Below are 16,978 nucleotides of genomic sequence, written 5' to 3'. Positions count from 1 at the left end.
CCTCATACGAGGTTTCAATACATAAGCTCTACTGGCTTAGTTCACTAGCACACTGTTGAGTTCTCAAGCAACACACTTCGGACCGCCGCGCCGCGAAGCGCCTTGGTCTTCGGCTTTTGTTTCAAGCTTTGTTCCAGGGATACCACCCTGGTTCGGGACCACCCACTCTACCACGATCGTGGTAGAGTGGTTCGTGTTCCCGGCGGCCGCTCGGTTTCCCTGGCGACTTGGAGAACTTTACATGCCCCCGAAACCCCCTCGCACAGGGGGGTCCCTTTTTTCGCGCCAGGCCGCTGACCTGCACCGATACCACCGATGAGGCCAGGACGCCCGTCAGGCCGGCCGCCGCTCCCCGTGCGTCGCCACGACCGTCAGGACGACGAGCGCGGCCGCCAGTACCGCGGTCACGTGGATCGGCGCGGGCACGAACGACGCGGCGACGACGAGCACGGCCGTCACCGGGAAGCCGATGGCGATCGGACGGCACTCGTTCGTCGGCCCGATGTGCAGCAGCCACACGCTCAGCAGGAACACCGCGACCGGCACCGTGGTCGGCAGCGCCGCGGCCACCCCGCCGAGGTGCACCGTCCCCGTGTCGTAGGCGACCGCCACCTCGAGCCCGGCGCCGACGGCCGCCGCGGAGGCGAAGATGAAGTAGTGGCCGTACCCCCAGCTCATCGACGTGAACATGGTCGGGCGGCGGACGAGCCGCGCGTGCCCGGGCCGGTCGAAGTACAGCCACCACATCGAGAACACGAGCACCAGGCCGGCCGCGGCCAGCGAGATCAGCGCGCCCGGGTGGCCCGGCTCGGCGGCGCCCTCCTTGACCGCGTTCGTCGCGCTGAGGATCACCTCGCCGAGCACGATCAGGGTGAACAGGCCGTACCGCTCGGCGATGTGGTGGGGGTGCCACGTCGTGCCGTGCCGGCTCTCCGCCCACACCGGCACCGCCATCTCCAGGACAGCGAACGCGACGAACGCGTACGGGTGCAGCCCGGCCGGCAGCCACAGGTAGGAGACCCAGAGCACCTGGGCCACGGCGATCCCGACGGCGTAGCGCAGCGCGCTGGGGCGGCACTCGGGTTCCGACCGCGCGGCCCGCAGCCACTGGAACACCAGGGCCAGCCGCATCAGGACGTACCCGGCGACCGTCAGCCGGAAGTCGCCTTCGAAGGCCCCCGTCACCGACGCCGCCACGGTCAGGCCGCCGGCGATCTGCAGGAGCGTGGCCAGGCGGTACGGGACGTCGTCGGTGTCGAACGCCGAGGCGAACCAGCTGAAGTTCAGCCAGCCCCACCAGATCGCGAAGAACACCATCGCGAAGGACGAGACGCCGTGAGCGGCGTGGCCTTCGGCGAGCGCGTGGTGGAGCGACGTCGCGGCCTGGCCGACCGCGACCACGAAGCACAGGTCGAACAGCAGCTCCAGCGGTGTCGCGACGCGGTGGTGCTCGGCGCGGTCGCGCGCCCGCATCGGCCGGTACCACGGCTGCTCGGTCATCGGGACTCCCACGCTCGGCCTCGGGCGAACGCGGTCATCCCAGCATGATCACGAGCGGGGTGGAAGCACGACACGAAGAACGGGCGGGCCCGGTTCCCCCTCACCCGGGCCCGCCCGCCACCGTCACGCGCCGGCGGACCACCGATGGGCAGACCTTCCGCGAGTGCCGGTCGGTCCCCCGCGGACGCCGACACCCACTGGACGGAAGGTGACCGAGTGTGTCCATTCCCTCGAACTCCGGACGCCTCGATCGCTCAAGTCGGTCACCCCATCCCCGGGTGGCCGACTGATTGCCACTGTCGGTAGCCGAAGCCGCGCAGTGAAGGCTCCATAAGATCTACCCGGTTGCTCTCCGTAGCACCAGTGTCTGTCCGCGCTCGTCACTCGGATGGAGCATCGCGAATCTGCGGAAAGTAGTCTCAACCCCGGTGGACGTCCGCGGCGGCAGCTTCGGCCGCGCGCGTTTCCCGCTCCTGTTCGGAAGCCCGGTGCCGTCGCGCACGCAGTTCGGCGAGCGCCAGGACGAGCGCGCCGCACGTCAGGAAGGCCGCGCAGCTGAGCGCGACGGTGAGCGCCACGGGATAGCCGTGGCCGATGACCATGCCGAAGACCGACGCGAGCACGGCGGTGCCGATCGCCGTGCCGATCCGCTGCCCGGTCTGCAGCGCGCCGCCGGCCACCCCGGCCATCCGGACCGGCACGCACTCGAGCGTCAACGTCGTGTTCGGCGAGATCACCATCCCGCCGCCCACCCCCGCGAACAGCAGCGGCAGCGCGAACGCCCAGCCGGACGCCGACGGCGTGACCAGCTCGGCGAGCAGCGCGACACCCAGCAGCCCGACGGCGACCATGGCCAGCCCGGTCACGGTGAGCCGCCGTCCGAAGCGCGGGACCAGCCGCCCCGCGACGGCGGCGGACACCGCCGAGCCGAGCGCGAACGGCGTCACCGACAGGCCGGACTGCAGGGGTGAGTAGCCCAGGCCCTGCTGGAAGAACATCGCGAAGACCAGCCAGATCCCGGCGAATCCGCAGAAGTAGAGCGCCCCGACCGCCGCGCCGGCGGCGTACCCCGGCGTCTCGGTGAACAGGCGGGTGTCCAGCAGCGGCGACCGGCCGCGCCGGACCACCGACCGCTCCCAGCGCACGAACGCGAACCCGAAGCCCGCGGCGACGATGAAGAGCCACCACAGCTGCTTGAAGCCGCCGCTGTCGGAATCGATGACGGGCAGCAGCACCCCGAGCACGGCGACCGCGAGGAGCGCGATGCCGACGAAGTCGATCTCCGAAGAGACCTTGAGCTGCTTCTTCTCGCTGCGCGGCAGCAGGCGCAGCGCCAGGGCGAACGCGAGGACGCCGATCGGGACGTTGACGTAGAAGACCCAGCGCCAGCCGTCCTCCGCCCCGAACACGGCGAGGATGAACCCGCCGAGGATCGGCCCGACCGCCGTCGAGATCCCGACGACCGCGCCGAACATCCCGAACGCGCGGCCGCGCTCGGCGCCGCGGAAGAGGTCCTGGATCAGGCCGGTGTTCTGGGGGGTGAGCATGCCCGCCGCGACGCCCTGGGCCAGGCGGGCCAGCACCAGGGTGGTCTCGTTCGGGGCCGCGCCGGCCAGCGCGCTGGTCAGGACGAAGGCGGCGAGGGCGCCGAGGAACATGTTCCGGCGGCCGAACGCGTCCCCGAGGCGGCCGCCGGTGACCAGGACCAGGCCGAACGCCAGCGCGTAGCCGGAGACGACCCAGCGGATCCCGCTGCTGCTCGCGTGCAGGCCCGCCTGCATCGAGGGCAGGGCGACGTTGACGATGCTGACGTCGAGCAGGCCCATGAACCCGGCCGTGAGCGAGACGGCAAGCGCTTTCCAGCGGCGGGGGTCGGGTTCGTGAGTCATCCTGTCCAGCAAACACGAAAGGCGGGATCCGCGCGCGCTGTGCGCCCGGATCCCGCCTTCCGAAGGGCTACGTCGAGGCCGTGATGCCCCGGATGCCCTTGAGCTCGCCGATCAGCATCGAGCTGACCTTCACCGGGTAGTCGTAGAGGGCGAAGACCGTCTGGTTCTTCCCCACCAGCTTGAGGTGCACCGGGGTCTCCCCCTTGTGCGCCAGCAGCGTGGACCGCAGCTCGCTCACCACCGACTGGTCGATCTTCTCCGCCGCCGCGAGCAGCACCAGGGGCGGCTCGTCGTCGCCGTTGCCGGTGCCGACCTCCGAGAGGTCGAGCGTGGCCAGGCCCCCACCGAAGATCGACATCTTGTCTTCGCGCCAGTTCACCCGGCCCTTGACCAGGACCGCGTTGTCCTCGATGAGCTCACTCGCGAACAGCGCGTACGACTTGGGGAAGAACAGCACCTCGAGCGAGGCGTCCATGTCCTCGACCGTGCAGATCGCCCAGGGCTCGCCCTTCTTGTTGACCCGCCGCTCGAGCGAGGTGATCAGCCCGGAGATCACCAGCTCGCCTTCCTTCGGCGGATCGTTGAGGATGCTCGCGATCGGCTTCGGGGCGTGCTTGCGCAGGATCCGCTCGGCGCCGTCCAGCGGGTGCGCCGAGACGTACAGGCCGAGCATCTCGCGCTCGTAGGCGAGCAGCTGCTTGCGCGGGTACTCCTCCTCGCCGAACTTCAGGTGCGCGAGCGGGGACGACGACGGCGCCGCCTCCCCCTCGTCGCCACCGAAGCCGAAGAGGTCGAACTGGCCCATCGCCTCCTGGCGCTTGAGCGGGACGACGGCTTCGACCGCGTCCTCGTGGACCTGGATCATCGACAGGCGAGTGTGGCCGAGCGAGTCGAACCCGCCCGCCTTGATCAGCGACTCGATGACCCGCTTGTTGCAGGCCACGAGCTCGGACTTGTCGAGGAAGTCGGTGAAGGAGGCGTACTTGCCCTTCTCCTCGCGGGTCTTGATGATCGACTCGACGACGTTCTGGCCGACGTTGCGGACCGCACCCAGCCCGAAGCGGATGTCGTCCCCGACGGCCGCGAAGCGCAGGGCCGATTCGTTGACGTCCGGCGGCAGCACCTTGATGCCGAGGCGGCGGCACTCGGACAGGTAGACCGCCGACTTGTCCTTGTTGTCACCCACCGAGGTGAGCAGGGCCGCCATGTACTCGGCGGTGAAGTTCGCCTTGAGGTAGGCGGTCCAGTACGAGATCAGGCCGTACGCGGCCGCGTGGCTCTTGTTGAACGCGTACCCGGCGAACGGGAGGATCGTGTCCCAGAGGGCCTTGATCGCCTCTTTCGAGAACCCGCCCGGGACCAGGTCGCTGTTCCGCATGCCCTCTTCGAAGCCCTCGTACTCCTTGTCGAGGACTTCCTTCTTCTTCTTGCCCATCGCGCGGCGGAGCACGTCCGCGCGCCCCATCGTGTACCCGGCCACCTTCTGGCCGATGTGCATGATCTGCTCTTGGTACACGATCAGGCCGTAGGTGTCGGCCAGGATCTCCCGCAGCGGCTCGTCGAGCTCCGGGTGGATCGGCTTGACCTTCTGCCGGTTGTTCTTGCGGTCGGCGTAGTCGTTGTGCGCGTTCATGCCCATCGGGCCGGGGCGGTACAGCGCGCCGACCGCGACGATGTCGTCGAACACCGTGGGCTCCATGCGCCGCAGCAGGTCGCGCATGGGGCCGCCGTCCAGCTGGAACACGCCGAGCGTGTCGCCGCGAGCCAGCAGCTTGTACGTCTCGGGGTCGTCGACGCCGAGCGTGTCGAGGTCGACGTCGACCCCGCGGTTGGCCTTGATGTTGTCGATCGCGTCACCGATGACGGTGAGGTTGCGCAGGCCGAGGAAGTCCATCTTCAGCAGGCCGATGGCCTCGCACGACGGGTAGTCCCAGCCGGTGATGATCGAGCCGTCGTCACGCTGCCAGAGCGGGATGGCGTCGGTGAGCGGGTCGCAGGACATGATGACCGCGCAGGCGTGGACGCCGGCGTTGCGGATCAGGCCCTCGAGGCCGCGGGCGGTCTCGAAGATCGTCTTGCACTCTTCGTCGGTCTCGACGAGCGCGCGGACCTCGGCGGCTTCGCCGTAGCGCTCGTGCTTGGAGTCGACGATGCCCGAGAGCGGGATGTCCTTCGCCATGATCGGCGGCGGCAGCGCCTTGGAGATCTTGTCCGCGATCGCGTACCCGGGCTGGCCGAAGTGGACGCGGGCGGAGTCCTTGATCGCCGCCTTGGTCTTGATCGTGCCGAAGGTGATGACCTGGGCGACCTTGTCCGCGCCGTACTTGTCCGTCGCGTACCGGATCATCTCGCCGCGACGGCGGTCGTCGAAGTCGATGTCGATGTCGGGCATCGAGACGCGCTCGGGGTTCAGGAACCGCTCGAACAGCAGCTTCTGCGGGATCGGGTCCAGGTTGGTGATACCGAGCACGTACGCGACCAGCGAACCGGCGGCCGAACCACGGCCGGGACCGACCCGGATGCCGACCTTGCGGGCGTAGCTGATGAGGTCGGCGACGATGAGGAAGTAGGCCGGGAAGCCCTTCCCGATGATGACGTCGAGCTCGATCTCGATGCGCTCGTTGTAGTACGGGTCCGGCACGCCGTCCGGGAAGCGCCACTTGAGGCCGCGCTGGACCTCTTCGCGCAGCCAGCCGCCCTGGTCGTACCCCTCCGGCACCTCGAAGAACGGCAGCCGGTCCTTGTGCGAGTAGACCTCTTCGTAGGACTCGACGCGCTCGGCGATCATCAGCGTCGTGTCGGCCGCGCCCGGGACCTCCTTGTCCCAGTACTCGCGCATCTCGGCGGCGGACTTGAGGTAGTAGCCGTCGCCGTCGAACTTGAACCGGGTCGGGTCGTTGAGGGTCTTGCCCGCCTGGACGCACAGCAGCGCCGAGTGCGTGTCTGCCTGGTCCTTGGTGACGTAGTGCGAGTCGTTGGTGGCGATCGGCTTGAGGTCGAGCAGCCGGCCGATCTCCAGCAGGCCCTCGCGGACCGACCGCTCGATCGGCAGGCCGTGGTCCATCAGCTCGAGGAAGAAGTTGTCGGCGCCGAAGATGTCCTTGTAGTCGGACGCGGCCTGGATGGCCGCCTCCTTCTGGCCCAGCCGCAGCCGGGTCTGCACCTCGCCCGACGGACAGCCGGTGGTCGCGATGATCCCCGAGTGGTTCTCGGCGATCAGCTCGCGGTCCATCCGGGGCTTGCGGTAGTAGCCCTGCATGCTCGCCAGCGAGGACAGCTTGAACAGGTTCCGCAGCCCGGTGGCGTTCGACGCGAGCATGGTCATGTGCGTGTACGCACCGCCACCGGAGACGTCGCCGCCCTCACCGAACTCGTCCGAGCCGCGCTGGTTGGCCTGGCCCCAGAAGACGGGCTTCTTGTGGAACCGGCTCTCCGGCGCGATGTAGGCCTCGATGCCGATGATCGGCTTGATGCCGGCCTTCTTGGACTGCTGGTAGAACTCGTCGCCGCCGTACATGTTGCCGTGGTCGGTCATGCCGACCGCGGGCATGCCGAGGCGCGCCGCCTCCGCGAAGAGGGGGGCGATCTTCGCCGCACCGTCGAGCATGGAGTACTCGGTGTGGACGTGCAGGTGGACGAAGGAATCGTTCGACACCAGCGAAAACCTCCCCTAGGTGGATCGGACCGGCGCGCGGCGGGTCTCCCACCCTATCCCGCGCTCGCCGGGCTCGATTGTGCGCCTCGGCGGCGCCGCAGGAGCGCACCGACGCGCGGCTCCTTCGGGCGGAAACGATCACGACACGCGCCGCTGCCGACCGGTCACACCGGGACGCCGGCCCCCGGTGGCGGAATGCAGTGAATGACTCATTCCTGGCGCCGGATGCCAGGAATGAGTCATTCACTGCATCTGGCGCCGCGCGGGTGAGGTGGGCCACAGACGTCGAGACCCGCGTTGACACCGGCGGCACCGGCACCGAGCATTCCCGCCATGAACCTGTCTGACAGCCAGACAGCCGGACAAGGTGGACATGGTGGTCTTCGCCGGGTGAGCGCCATGGAAGCCGTGCTGGCCCACCTGCGCGCCGCCATCGAACGCGGTGAGTACGCCGTCGGCGCCAAGCTTCCCTCGGAAGCCGCCTTGAGCAGGGAGTTCGAGGTCAGCCGGTCGGTGATCCGGGAAGCCCTCCGCGGCCTCCAGGCGCTCGGCATGACCGAGTCGAGGACCGGCAAGGGCACCTTCGTCACCGCGACCGGCCCGGCGGACAACCCCACCTTTGGCCCCTACTCGGCCCGCGACCTCATCGAGGTGCGCCGGCACGTCGAGATCCCCGTCGCCGGCTACGCGGCCGTGCGGCGCAGCCAGGACGACCTCGACCTGCTCGCCCACCTGCTCGACCGGATGGACGCCGAGACCGACAACACGGCCTGGGTCGCGCTCGACTCGCTCTTCCACATCACCATCGCCCAGGCCTCGGGCAACCCCGTGTTCGGGAAGGTGATCGAGGAGATCCGGGACGCGCTCGCCCGCCAGTCCGCCTTCCTCAACCAGCTCGGCGACCGGCGCCACCAGTCGAACATCGAGCACCGGGACATCGTCACCGCGATCGAAAGCGGTTCCGAACAGCAGGCCGTCGAAGCCATGACGGCACACCTGACGCACGTCGAAGCCACTCTGACCAGCATCGTGAACGGGGACAAGTGAGCGAACAGACCCTCACGGCCACGACCGCCGACGCGGGCGACGCCGGTTACCGCAAGGCCCTCAAGCCCCGGCACGTGAACATGATCGCCATCGGCGGGGCGATCGGCACCGGCCTGTTCCTCGGCGCCGGCGGGCGGCTCGCCCAGGCCGGCCCGGCGCTGGCGATCGTCTACGGCGTCTGCGGGCTCTTCGCCTTCTTCGTCGTCCGCGCGCTCGGCGAGCTGATCCTGTACCGGCCCTCCAGCGGCGCCTTCGTCTCCTACGCCCGCGAGTTCATGGGCGAGAAGGGCGCGTACGTCGCCGGCTGGATGCACTTCCTCAACTGGTCGACCACCGGCATCGCCGACATCACGGCGATCGCGCTGTACGCGCACTTCTGGTCCTTCTTCTCGCCGATCCCGCAATGGGTGCTTGCGCTGATCGCGCTCGCCGTCGTCCTGACGCTGAACATGGTGTCGGTGAAGCTGTTCGGCGAAATGGAGTTCTGGTTCGCCATCATCAAGGTCGCCGCGCTCGTGCTGTTCATGGTGATCGGCATCTTCCTGCTGGTGACGCAGACGCCGATCGACGGCGTCGCGGGCGGCCCGCAGCTGATCGCCGACCACGGCGGGATCTTCCCGTCCGGGCTGCTGCCGATGGTGCTGATCGTGCAGGGCGTGGTGTTCGCCTACGCCTCGGTCGAGCTGGTCGGCGTCGCCGCGGGCGAGACCGAGAACCCGGAGAAGATCATGCCGAAGGCGATCAACTCCATCATGTGGCGCATCCTGGTCTTCTACGTCGGCTCGGTCGTGCTGCTGGCGATGCTGCTGCCGTGGAGCTCCTACACCAAGGACCAGAGCCCGTTCGTCACCGTGCTCTCGCACCTGGGCGTGCCCGCGGCCGACAGCGTGATGAACCTGGTCGTGCTCACCGCCGCGCTGTCCAGCCTGAACTCCGGCCTCTACTCGACCGGCCGCATCCTGCGGTCGATGGCGATGGCGGGCTCGGCGCCGAAGTTCACCGGCGTGATGAACCGCAACCACGTGCCCTACGGTGGGATCCTGCTCACCGCGGCCGTCTGCGTGCTCGGCGTCGGGCTCAACTACCTGGTGCCGAAGGAAGCTTTCGACATCGTGCTGAACTTCGCCGCGATCGGCATCCTCGCCACCTGGGCCATCATCGTGCTCTGCCACCTGCTGTTCGTGCGCCGGGCCAAGCGCGACGGCCTCGAGCGGCCGTCGTTCCGGCTGCCGTTCTCGCCCTACACCGAGATCGCGACGCTGGTGTTCCTCGCCGCGGTCGTGGTGCTGATGGGCTTCGACGAGACCGGCCGGATCACCCTGCTCGCGCTGCCCGCCATCCTCGTCGCCCTGGTCGCCGGCTGGTTCGGCGTGCGCAAGCGGATCGACATGCGGGCGTTCGACGAGGAGGGCATGTGACTCACGAACCCCTCGTCGAGCTGATCCGCGACGGCCTGGTCGAGGGCGTCCACCACGGTTCGGCCGTGGTGCTCGCCCCGGACGGCTCGACGCGGTTCGCCGCCGGGGACGTCGACACGCCGATGTACCCGCGCTCGACGGCGAAACCGCTGCAGGCCACGGCGATGGCGCGGCTCGGGCTGCGCCTGTCCCCCGCCGGGTTCGCGATCGCCGCGGCCAGCCACTCCGGCGAGGCCATGCACCTCGACGCCGTGCTCGAGGTCCTCGACGGACGCTCCCCCGACCGGCTGGGCAACCCGGCGGACTTCCCGTTCGACCCGGTCGAGCGGGACCGCTGGATCGCGACCGGCCGGGCGCCGAGCCGGCTCGGGCACAACTGCTCCGGCAAGCACGCGGCGATGCTCGCGACCTGCGAGCTGAACGGCTGGGGCACCGAGGGCTACCTCGACCCGGCCCACCCGCTGCAGCGCGCGATCGCGGCCACCGTCGAGGACCTGACCGGGCACGAGATCGCCCGCGTGGCCGTCGACGGCTGCGGCGCGCCGCTCTTCGCGACGACGCTGCGCGGGCTCGCGACGGCCGTGTCGAAGATCGCCACCGCCGCGCCCGGCACGCCGGAAGGCCTGGTCGCCGACGGCATCCGGCGGCACCCCGAGCTGGTCGGCGGCAGCCGCCGGGACGTCACCGCCGTCATGCGCGCGGTGCCCGGGCTGATCGCCAAGGACGGCTTCGAGGCCGTCCAGGTCGCCGCGCTGCCGGACGGCACGGCGATCGCGGTCAAGATCGCCGACGGCGGGGACCGGGCGCGGTACCCGGTGCTGGCCGCGCTGCTCGGGCTGTGCGGGGCCGACGTGCCGCCCGGCCCGGAGAACCTGCGTTTCACCTCGTCCGTGGGGAGCTTGCGATGACCACCCGCCGCGAACACGACCTGCTGGGCGACAAGGACGTCCCCGCCGAGGCGTACTGGGGCGTGCACACCGCCCGCGCCCGCGAGAACTTCCCGATCACGGGCACGACGCTCGCCGCGTACCCGCACCTGGTCGAGGCGCTGGCCTCGGTGAAGGAAGCGGCCGCGCGCGCCAACGCCGAGCTGGGCCTGCTCTCCCCCGACATCGCCGACGCGATCTGCGCGGCCTGCCGGGAAATCCGCGAAGGCGCGCTGCACGGCGAGTTCGTCGTCGACGTCATCCAGGGCGGCGCCGGGACGTCGACCAACATGAACGCCAACGAGGTCATCGCGAACCGGGCCCTCGAGCTGCTCGGGCACGCCAAGGGCGACTACCACGTCGTGCACCCCAACGAGCACGTCAACCTCTCGCAGTCGACGAACGACGCGTACCCGACGGCGGTGAACGTCGCGACGATCATCGCCGTGCGCGAGCTGTCCGAGTCGATGGTCGTGCTGGAGAAGGCGTTCGCCGCCAAGGCCGTCGAGTTCCACGACGTGCTGAAGATGGGCCGCACGCAGCTGCAGGACGCCGTGCCGATGACGCTCGGCCAGGAGTTCGGCACCTACGCGGTGATGCTCGGCGAGGACCGGCAGCGGCTGAACGAAGCCGTCGCGCTGCTGCACGAGATCAACCTGGGCGCGACCGCGATCGGCACCGGCCTCAACGCCGCGCCGGGGTACGCCGAAGCCGCGTGCCGCCACCTGCGCGAGATCACCGGGCTGCCGGTCGTCACCGCCGCGGACCTCGTCGAAGCGACCCAGGACTGCGGCGCGTTCGTGCACCTTTCCGGTGTCCTCAAGCGGATCGCGGTCAAGCTCTCCAAGAGCTGCAGCGACCTGCGGCTGCTGTCCTCGGGCCCGCGCGCCGGGCTGAACGAGATCAACCTGCCGCCGGTGCAGGCCGGGTCGTCGATCATGCCCGGCAAGATCAACCCGGTGATCCCCGAGGTGGTCAACCAGGTCGCGTTCGAGGTGATCGGCAACGACGTCACCGTGACGATGGCCGCCGAGGCCGGCCAGCTGCAGCTCAACGCGTTCGAGCCGATCATCCTGCACTCGCTGTCGGAGAGCATCACGCACCTGGGCGCGGCCTGCCGGACCCTCGCTTCGAAATGCGTCGCCGGGATCACGGCGAACGTCGACGTCCTGCGCGCCTACGTCGAGAACTCGATCGGCCTGGTGACGGCGCTCAACCCGAGCATCGGCTACGCGGCCGCGACGGAGATCGCGAAGGAGGCACTGGCCACCGGGCGCGGGGTCGCCGAGCTCGTCGTCGAGAAGGGGCTGATCCCGGCCGAGGAGCTGGCGAAGCTGCTGCGACCGGAAACGCTCGCCCGCGCGAACTGAGGTACCGTCGAATCCGGAAGGATCTACTCCACTTCGGAAGGCGGGCGCCCGTGCTGGACCGACTTGTCGACAAGCTGCTCGGACTCCCCCGCGCCGAAGGCCCCCAGCCGGCCGTGACGCGGGACCTCGCCGTGCCGATGCCCGACGGCGTCACGCTGCTCGCCGACCGGTACGCCCCGGCCGGCACGACGTCGGCGCCCGTCGTGCTGATCCGCACGCCGTACGGGCGCAAGGGCATCCTCTCGAAGCTCTTCGGCGAGACGTTCGCCCGGCACGGGCTGCAGACGGTCGTCCAGAGCACCCGCGGTTCGTTCGGCTCCGGCGGCGAGTTCCGGCCGTTCCACCTCGAACGCGAGGACGGCATCGCGACCGCCGAGTGGCTGCGCGCCCAGCCGTGGTGCGACGGGGCCATCGGCATGGCCGGCGCCAGCTACCTCGGGCACACGCAGTGGGCGGTCGGGCCGTACCTCGACCCGCCGCTCGCCGCGATGTGCCTGGGCGTGACCGCGTCGGAGTTCGTCTCGACGTTCTACCCGGGCGGCGTGCTCGCGGCGGACAACATGATCTCGTGGTCGGCGCTGATCGGCCGCCAGGAAGAGCGCTTCGCCACGCTGCCGAACCCGCTGCAGACCCGGAAGACGCGGAAGGCGATGTCGTTCCTGCCGCTCAGCCGCGCGGACGTCGCCGCGATCGGGAAGCCGGTGCAGTTCCTGCAGGACGTCACCGAGCACTTCGTCCCCGAAGACGACTACTGGGCGATGTCCGACCACAGCGCCGAAGTCGCGAAGCTCGACGTCCCGGTGTCGATGGTCACCGGCTGGTACGACCTGTTCATCGGCTCGCAGCTGCGCGACTTCCGGCTCCTCGCCGACGCGGGCAAGGCGCCGCGGATCACCATCGGGCCGTGGGCCCACGGCGAGCCGGCGAGCATGGGCCCGATGATCCGCGACCAGCTTGGCTTCCTGCGCGCGCACCTGCTCGGCGACCGCACCCAGCTGCAGCGCTCGCCGGTCCGGTTGTTCCTGCAGGGCGCCGGGACGTGGCTGGACTTCGAGTCCTGGCCGCCGCCGTCGAAGGCGACCGACGCGCACCTGCGGCCGATCGGCGGGCTCGGCGAAAACGTCGGCGAACCGGCGTTGCCGACGACGTTCACCTACGACCCGGCCGACCCGACCCCCGCGGTCGGCGGCCCGCTGCTGACGGGCGAGTGGAAGCAGCGTGACAACCAGGAGGTCGAGGCCCGGCCGGACGTGCTGGTGTTCACCGGCGAGCCGCTGCCGTCGGACCTCGACGTCATCGGCGAGGTGTCGGCGACCGTGCACGTGCGCACCGAGCTGGGTCACGCCGACGTCTACGTCCGGCTCTGCGACGTCGACGCCGGCGGGGTTTCCCGCAACGTGACCGACGGGATCCTGCGCCTGCGCCCGGGCTTCCCGGCGGCGGACGCGGACGGCGTGGTGACGGCGGAGGTGACCCTCGACCCGACGGCGTACCGCTTCCGCCGCGGCCACCGCCTGCGCGTGCAGGTGGCGGGCGGCGCGTTCCCGCGGTTCGCGCGCAACCACGGCACGGGCGAACCGGTCACGTCCGCGGTGGATGGCAAGCCCAACCGTTTCGAGGTGTTCCACGACGCGGCCCACCCGTCCCGCCTCACCCTCCCGGTATTCAGCGGCTGATCACCCGGTGATGGCTGGTCACCCGGCCGTCGTCGTGGAGGACGTGCAGCAGCAAGGCCGGGGGCCGGTCGTAGTCCAGCGGACCGCCCTCGGCCCAGCCGCGGTCCGCCCCCGGCTCGACCGGCAGCAGGGAGCTCGAAACGATCCCGGGCGCGATGCGCAGCGGGACGCCGGCGAACGTCGTCGAGGCACCCGTGTGCACGTGCCCGGCCAGCAGCGCCTTCACGCGCGAGTGCCGCCGCAGCACGGCCGCCAGCCTTTCGGCCCCGGACTGGCGGATCGCGTCCACCAGCGGGACGCCGACCTCGACCGGCGGGTGGTGGAACGCGACGAACGCCGGGCCGTCGCCGCCGGAGAGCACACCGTCGAGCCACGACAGGGTCTCGTCGGCGAGGAAACCCGCGCCGCGGCCCGGGATCGTCGAGTCGCACAGCGCGAACAGCACGCCTCCGATCTCCTGGGCCAGGTCGATCGGGCCGTCGGACGCGGGAAGGCCGAGCAGTCCCGTGCGAAACGCCGCGCGGACGTCGTGGTTGCCCGGGCCCACCAGCACCGGCGCCGGGTACTTCAGCAGCTCGGCGGCGCGCGCGTACTCCTCGGCCGTGCCGTGGTCGGCGATGTCGCCGGTGACGACGACCGCGTCGACCGGTTCCGCCAGCCCGCCGAGGTAACCCATCACGGCCGCGACGCGGTCTTCCGCTCGCGAACCGCCGTCGAGGTGCAGGTCGCTCAGGTGCGCGATGATCATCCTTCGTCCTTCCCCAGGTACGCCAGTGCTTTGACCCAGTTGGCGACGAGCACCGCGGACGCGGTGGCCAGGTCGCCGTCGCGCAGGGCCGCGGCGATGCGGCGGTGCTCGCCGATGCTCTCCCCGGCGTGGCCCTGCCGGGCGAAGTACGCCGATTCGTAGCGCTTGAGCAGTGGCTTCGTCTGCTCGATCAGCCGCAGCAGGTGCGGGTTCGGGCAGCGGGACAGCAGCAGCGCGTGCCACCGATCGTCCAAAGCGGACAGATCACCGCCGTCGGACAGGGCCATTTCGTCGGCGACGGCGTCGAGTGCGTCCGGCAGCCCGGCCAGCTCGAGCGGGGACGTCCAGCGCAGCGCCAGGGCCTCGAGCTCGGCCACCAGCGGGTAGAGCCGGCGTGCCTCGTCCGGGTCGAACGGCGGCACGAGGAACCCGCGGCCGGGCGCGGAGACCAGCAGGCCGCGGTCGGCGAGCCCGATCAGCGCTTCCCGCAACGGCGTCCGGCTCACACCGAGTTCGCGGGCCAGGTGCACCTCGTTGACGCGGGTGCCGGCCGCGAGCCGCCGGTCGAGCACGCGGGCGGTGATCTGCTCGATGAGGTCGCTGCGCAGCGGGGTGCGGGCCATGCGGGGCAGTATTGCATACAATAGCTATCTACTGTATTCAGTTCGTATGAGTTTCGACGTCGAACGCGCCCGCCGCGAGACCCCGGGCTGCGCCGAAGTGGTCCACTTCAACAACGCGGGCGCGGCGCTGCCCCCGGCCGTCGTGACCGACACCGTCGTCGAGTACCTGCGCCACGAAGCGCTGGTCGGCGGCTACGAAGCCGCCGCCGAGGCCGCGGGCCGCCTGGACGCGGTGTACGCGTCGGTGGCCCGGCTGCTCGGCGCCGGCACCGACGACATCGCGCTCACCGACAACGCGACCCGCTCCTGGCAGGCGGTGTTCTACGCGCTGCCGTTGGGCCCCGGGGACCGGATCCTGACCTCGCGGGCGGAGTACGCCAGCAACGCGATCGCGTTCCTGCAGGTCGCCCGGCGCACCGGCGCGGTCGTCGAGGTGATCGGCGACGACGAGTCCGGGCAGCTGGACGTCGAAGAGCTGCGGCGGCGCGTCGACGGGAACGTCAAGCTGATCGCCGTCAGCCACGTGCCCACCCAGGGCGGCCTGGTCAACCCGGCCGAGGAGATCGGCGCGGTCGCCGAGGCGGCCGGCATCCCGTTCCTGCTGGACGCGTGCCAGTCGGCGGGCCAGCTCGACCTCGACGTCACCCGCCTGAAGTGCGACGCGCTGTCGGGCACCGGCCGCAAATACCTGCGTGGCCCGCGCGGCACCGGGTTCCTGTACGTGCACCCGCGGCTGCGCGAGCGGCTGGAGCCGGCGATGCTCGACCTGCACTCGGCGAGCTGGGAGTCGCCGACGGAGTACGTCGTCGACCCGACGGCCAAGCGCTTCGAGGTGTGGGAGCGCGACTTCGCCGCGGTGTGCGGCCTCGGTGCGGCCATCGACTACGCGCTCGAATGGGGGCTGCCCGCGATCGAAACGCGCGTCGCCTCCCTGGCCGCCAGTTTGCGCGAGCGGCTCACCGAAACCGGCGCGCGCGTCCACGACGCCGGGGCGCGCAAGTGCGGCCTGGTGACCTTCAGCGTGGACGGCACGCCGGCCGCGGAGGTCAAGGCGCGGCTGGCGGAGGCGAACATCAACACGTCACTGTCGACGCGCACCTCCGCGCAGTACGACTTCACCGCGCGCGCCCTGCCGGACATGGTGCGTGCGTCGGTGCACTACTACAACACCGAAGACGAGATCGACCTGCTGGTGCGGGAGATCGGGAAGCTCTAGCCGCGCCCGTGGATGGTGCGGTGGATCCAGCCCGCGTAGGCGGGGACGCTGGTGTAGAGCCCGGGTCCGTTGGCGCAGGGCACGTCGTCGTCGCCGGGGCCGGAGGTGACGCCGATCAGCTCCCAGCGGCCGCCCGGTCCGCGCTGGACCTGCGGCCCGCCGGAGTCACCCATGCACGCCATCGCGCCGCGCTTGCGGCTCACCGTGCACAGCCGGGTCGGATCCGCGTAGCCCGGCGAGCACTCCGCCTCCGCCCCGCGGCGGGTGTCGAGCTGCTGAAGCCGTTCCGGGAACACCGCTTCGGTGATGTCGGCGGTGTCGACCGTGGTGCCGAAGCCCAGCAGGCGGGTCGGCGTGCCGGGGCGGCCGGGACGGCCGGCCACGCGGATCGGCCGCTCCGCGACCGGACGGTCCAGGCGCACCAGCGCGATGTCGTTCTCGTTCGGCGCGCCCGGCCGGTAGCCCGGGTGCCGCACCATCCGGTCGATCGCGCGCACGGTGCCGCCGGAGGTTCGGCGCTCGCTGCCGATGCGCACGGTCCCCTCCGGCACGGCCGGGTTGCGCCCGGGGTCGACGCAGTGCGCCGCGGTCACCACCCACCTCGGGTGGATGAGCACCGCTCCGCAGACACCCTTCGCGTTGCCCAGTTCAGGCACGACCTCCGGGATCGAGGCCATGAACCCGTAGCGCTCGGTGGAGTCCTCCCCGTTCACCACGGCACCTGCGCTGCCGGGTACCGCGAGCGCGCAAACCGCTCCGGCCAGTGCGACACCGGCCACACGAATCAGGGTGCGGCGCACGGATTTCTTCTTCGGCATGCTTTTCCTTCGGTCGAGGACTGCTGAAGGCCAGCATCGCCGTCCGCTCCGCCGTGATCGATCCGGCGGGCACCCCGGTTCGTGGTGGCGGT

At 70.5% G+C, this 16,978-nt stretch carries 12 protein-coding genes; 6 read left to right on the top strand and 6 right to left on the bottom strand.

Annotated features, from left to right (window positions below; translation table 11 throughout):
* Positions 1 to 333: 333 nt before the first annotated feature.
* From IE317_RS41590 to dnaE, 3 genes are all read right to left on the bottom strand, one after another.
* Entirely contained in the window at positions 334 to 1,500 is a 1,167-nt protein-coding gene (locus tag IE317_RS41590) for a low temperature requirement protein A (RefSeq protein ID WP_191316855.1), read from the bottom strand.
* 419 nt (positions 1,501 to 1,919) lie between these two features.
* Positions 1,920 to 3,389, bottom strand: a complete 1,470-nt coding sequence (locus IE317_RS41585) for an MFS transporter (protein WP_191316854.1) — start codon at positions 3,387 to 3,389, stop codon at positions 1,920 to 1,922.
* Positions 3,390 to 3,456: 67 nt separating this feature from the next.
* On the bottom strand, positions 3,457 to 7,044 hold the full coding sequence (gene dnaE, locus IE317_RS41580) for a DNA polymerase III subunit alpha (RefSeq protein ID WP_191316853.1): 3,588 nt from the start codon (positions 7,042 to 7,044) through the stop codon (positions 3,457 to 3,459).
* A gap of 399 nt (positions 7,045 to 7,443) precedes the next feature.
* On the opposite strand from dnaE, the gene IE317_RS41575 reads away from it, so the two are divergent.
* Genes IE317_RS41575 through IE317_RS41555 form a run of 5 tightly spaced genes read left to right on the top strand, consistent with a single transcriptional unit; the run spans position 7,444 to position 13,481 of the window.
* A complete protein-coding gene (locus tag IE317_RS41575; protein ID WP_191316857.1) occupies positions 7,444 to 8,091 on the top strand; it encodes a FadR/GntR family transcriptional regulator in 648 nt (215 codons plus the stop codon).
* Positions 8,088 to 9,509, top strand: a complete 1,422-nt coding sequence (locus IE317_RS41570) for an amino acid permease (protein WP_191316852.1) — start codon at positions 8,088 to 8,090, stop codon at positions 9,507 to 9,509. The genes IE317_RS41575 and IE317_RS41570 overlap by 4 nt, the downstream gene beginning before the upstream one ends.
* Positions 9,506 to 10,417, top strand: coding sequence for an asparaginase (locus IE317_RS41565; protein ID WP_191316851.1), 912 nt, complete (start codon positions 9,506 to 9,508; stop codon positions 10,415 to 10,417). The genes IE317_RS41570 and IE317_RS41565 overlap by 4 nt, the downstream gene beginning before the upstream one ends.
* The gene (aspA, locus tag IE317_RS41560; RefSeq protein WP_191316850.1) at positions 10,414 to 11,805 is read left to right on the top strand and encodes an aspartate ammonia-lyase; all 1,392 of its coding nucleotides are present in this window, start codon (positions 10,414 to 10,416) and stop codon (positions 11,803 to 11,805) included. Before IE317_RS41565 ends, aspA begins: the two co-directional genes overlap by 4 nt.
* Positions 11,806 to 11,855: 50 nt before the next feature.
* A complete protein-coding gene (locus tag IE317_RS41555) occupies positions 11,856 to 13,481 on the top strand; it encodes a CocE/NonD family hydrolase (protein WP_191316849.1) in 1,626 nt (541 codons plus the stop codon).
* Here IE317_RS41555 and IE317_RS41550 read toward each other — a convergent pair.
* Together IE317_RS41550 and IE317_RS41545 are read right to left on the bottom strand one after the other, a co-directional pair.
* Positions 13,471 to 14,229, bottom strand: a complete 759-nt coding sequence (locus IE317_RS41550) for a metallophosphoesterase (protein ID WP_191316848.1) — start codon at positions 14,227 to 14,229, stop codon at positions 13,471 to 13,473. The genes IE317_RS41555 and IE317_RS41550 overlap by 11 nt on opposite strands.
* Positions 14,226 to 14,852 (bottom strand): GntR family transcriptional regulator, encoded by a 627-nt coding sequence (locus tag IE317_RS41545; protein WP_191316847.1) that lies wholly within the window; start codon positions 14,850 to 14,852, stop codon positions 14,226 to 14,228. Before IE317_RS41545 ends, IE317_RS41550 begins: the two co-directional genes overlap by 4 nt.
* 46 nt (positions 14,853 to 14,898) lie before the next feature.
* Between IE317_RS41545 and IE317_RS41540 the strand changes: the two genes are divergently transcribed.
* Positions 14,899 to 16,068, top strand: a complete 1,170-nt coding sequence (locus IE317_RS41540) for an aminotransferase class V-fold PLP-dependent enzyme (protein WP_191316846.1) — start codon at positions 14,899 to 14,901, stop codon at positions 16,066 to 16,068.
* Here IE317_RS41540 and IE317_RS41535 read toward each other — a convergent pair.
* Positions 16,065 to 16,781 (bottom strand): S1 family peptidase, encoded by a 717-nt coding sequence (locus tag IE317_RS41535; protein WP_229903196.1) that lies wholly within the window; start codon positions 16,779 to 16,781, stop codon positions 16,065 to 16,067. The genes IE317_RS41540 and IE317_RS41535 overlap by 4 nt on opposite strands.
* Positions 16,782 to 16,978 lie beyond the last annotated feature (197 nt).

It is taken from the genome of Amycolatopsis bullii (assembly GCF_014654205.1).
Taxonomy (GTDB): domain Bacteria; phylum Actinomycetota; class Actinomycetes; order Mycobacteriales; family Pseudonocardiaceae; genus Amycolatopsis; species Amycolatopsis plumensis.
Note: the sequence above shows the minus strand (reverse complement) of the source record. Positions and strands in the feature narration are given on the sequence as shown.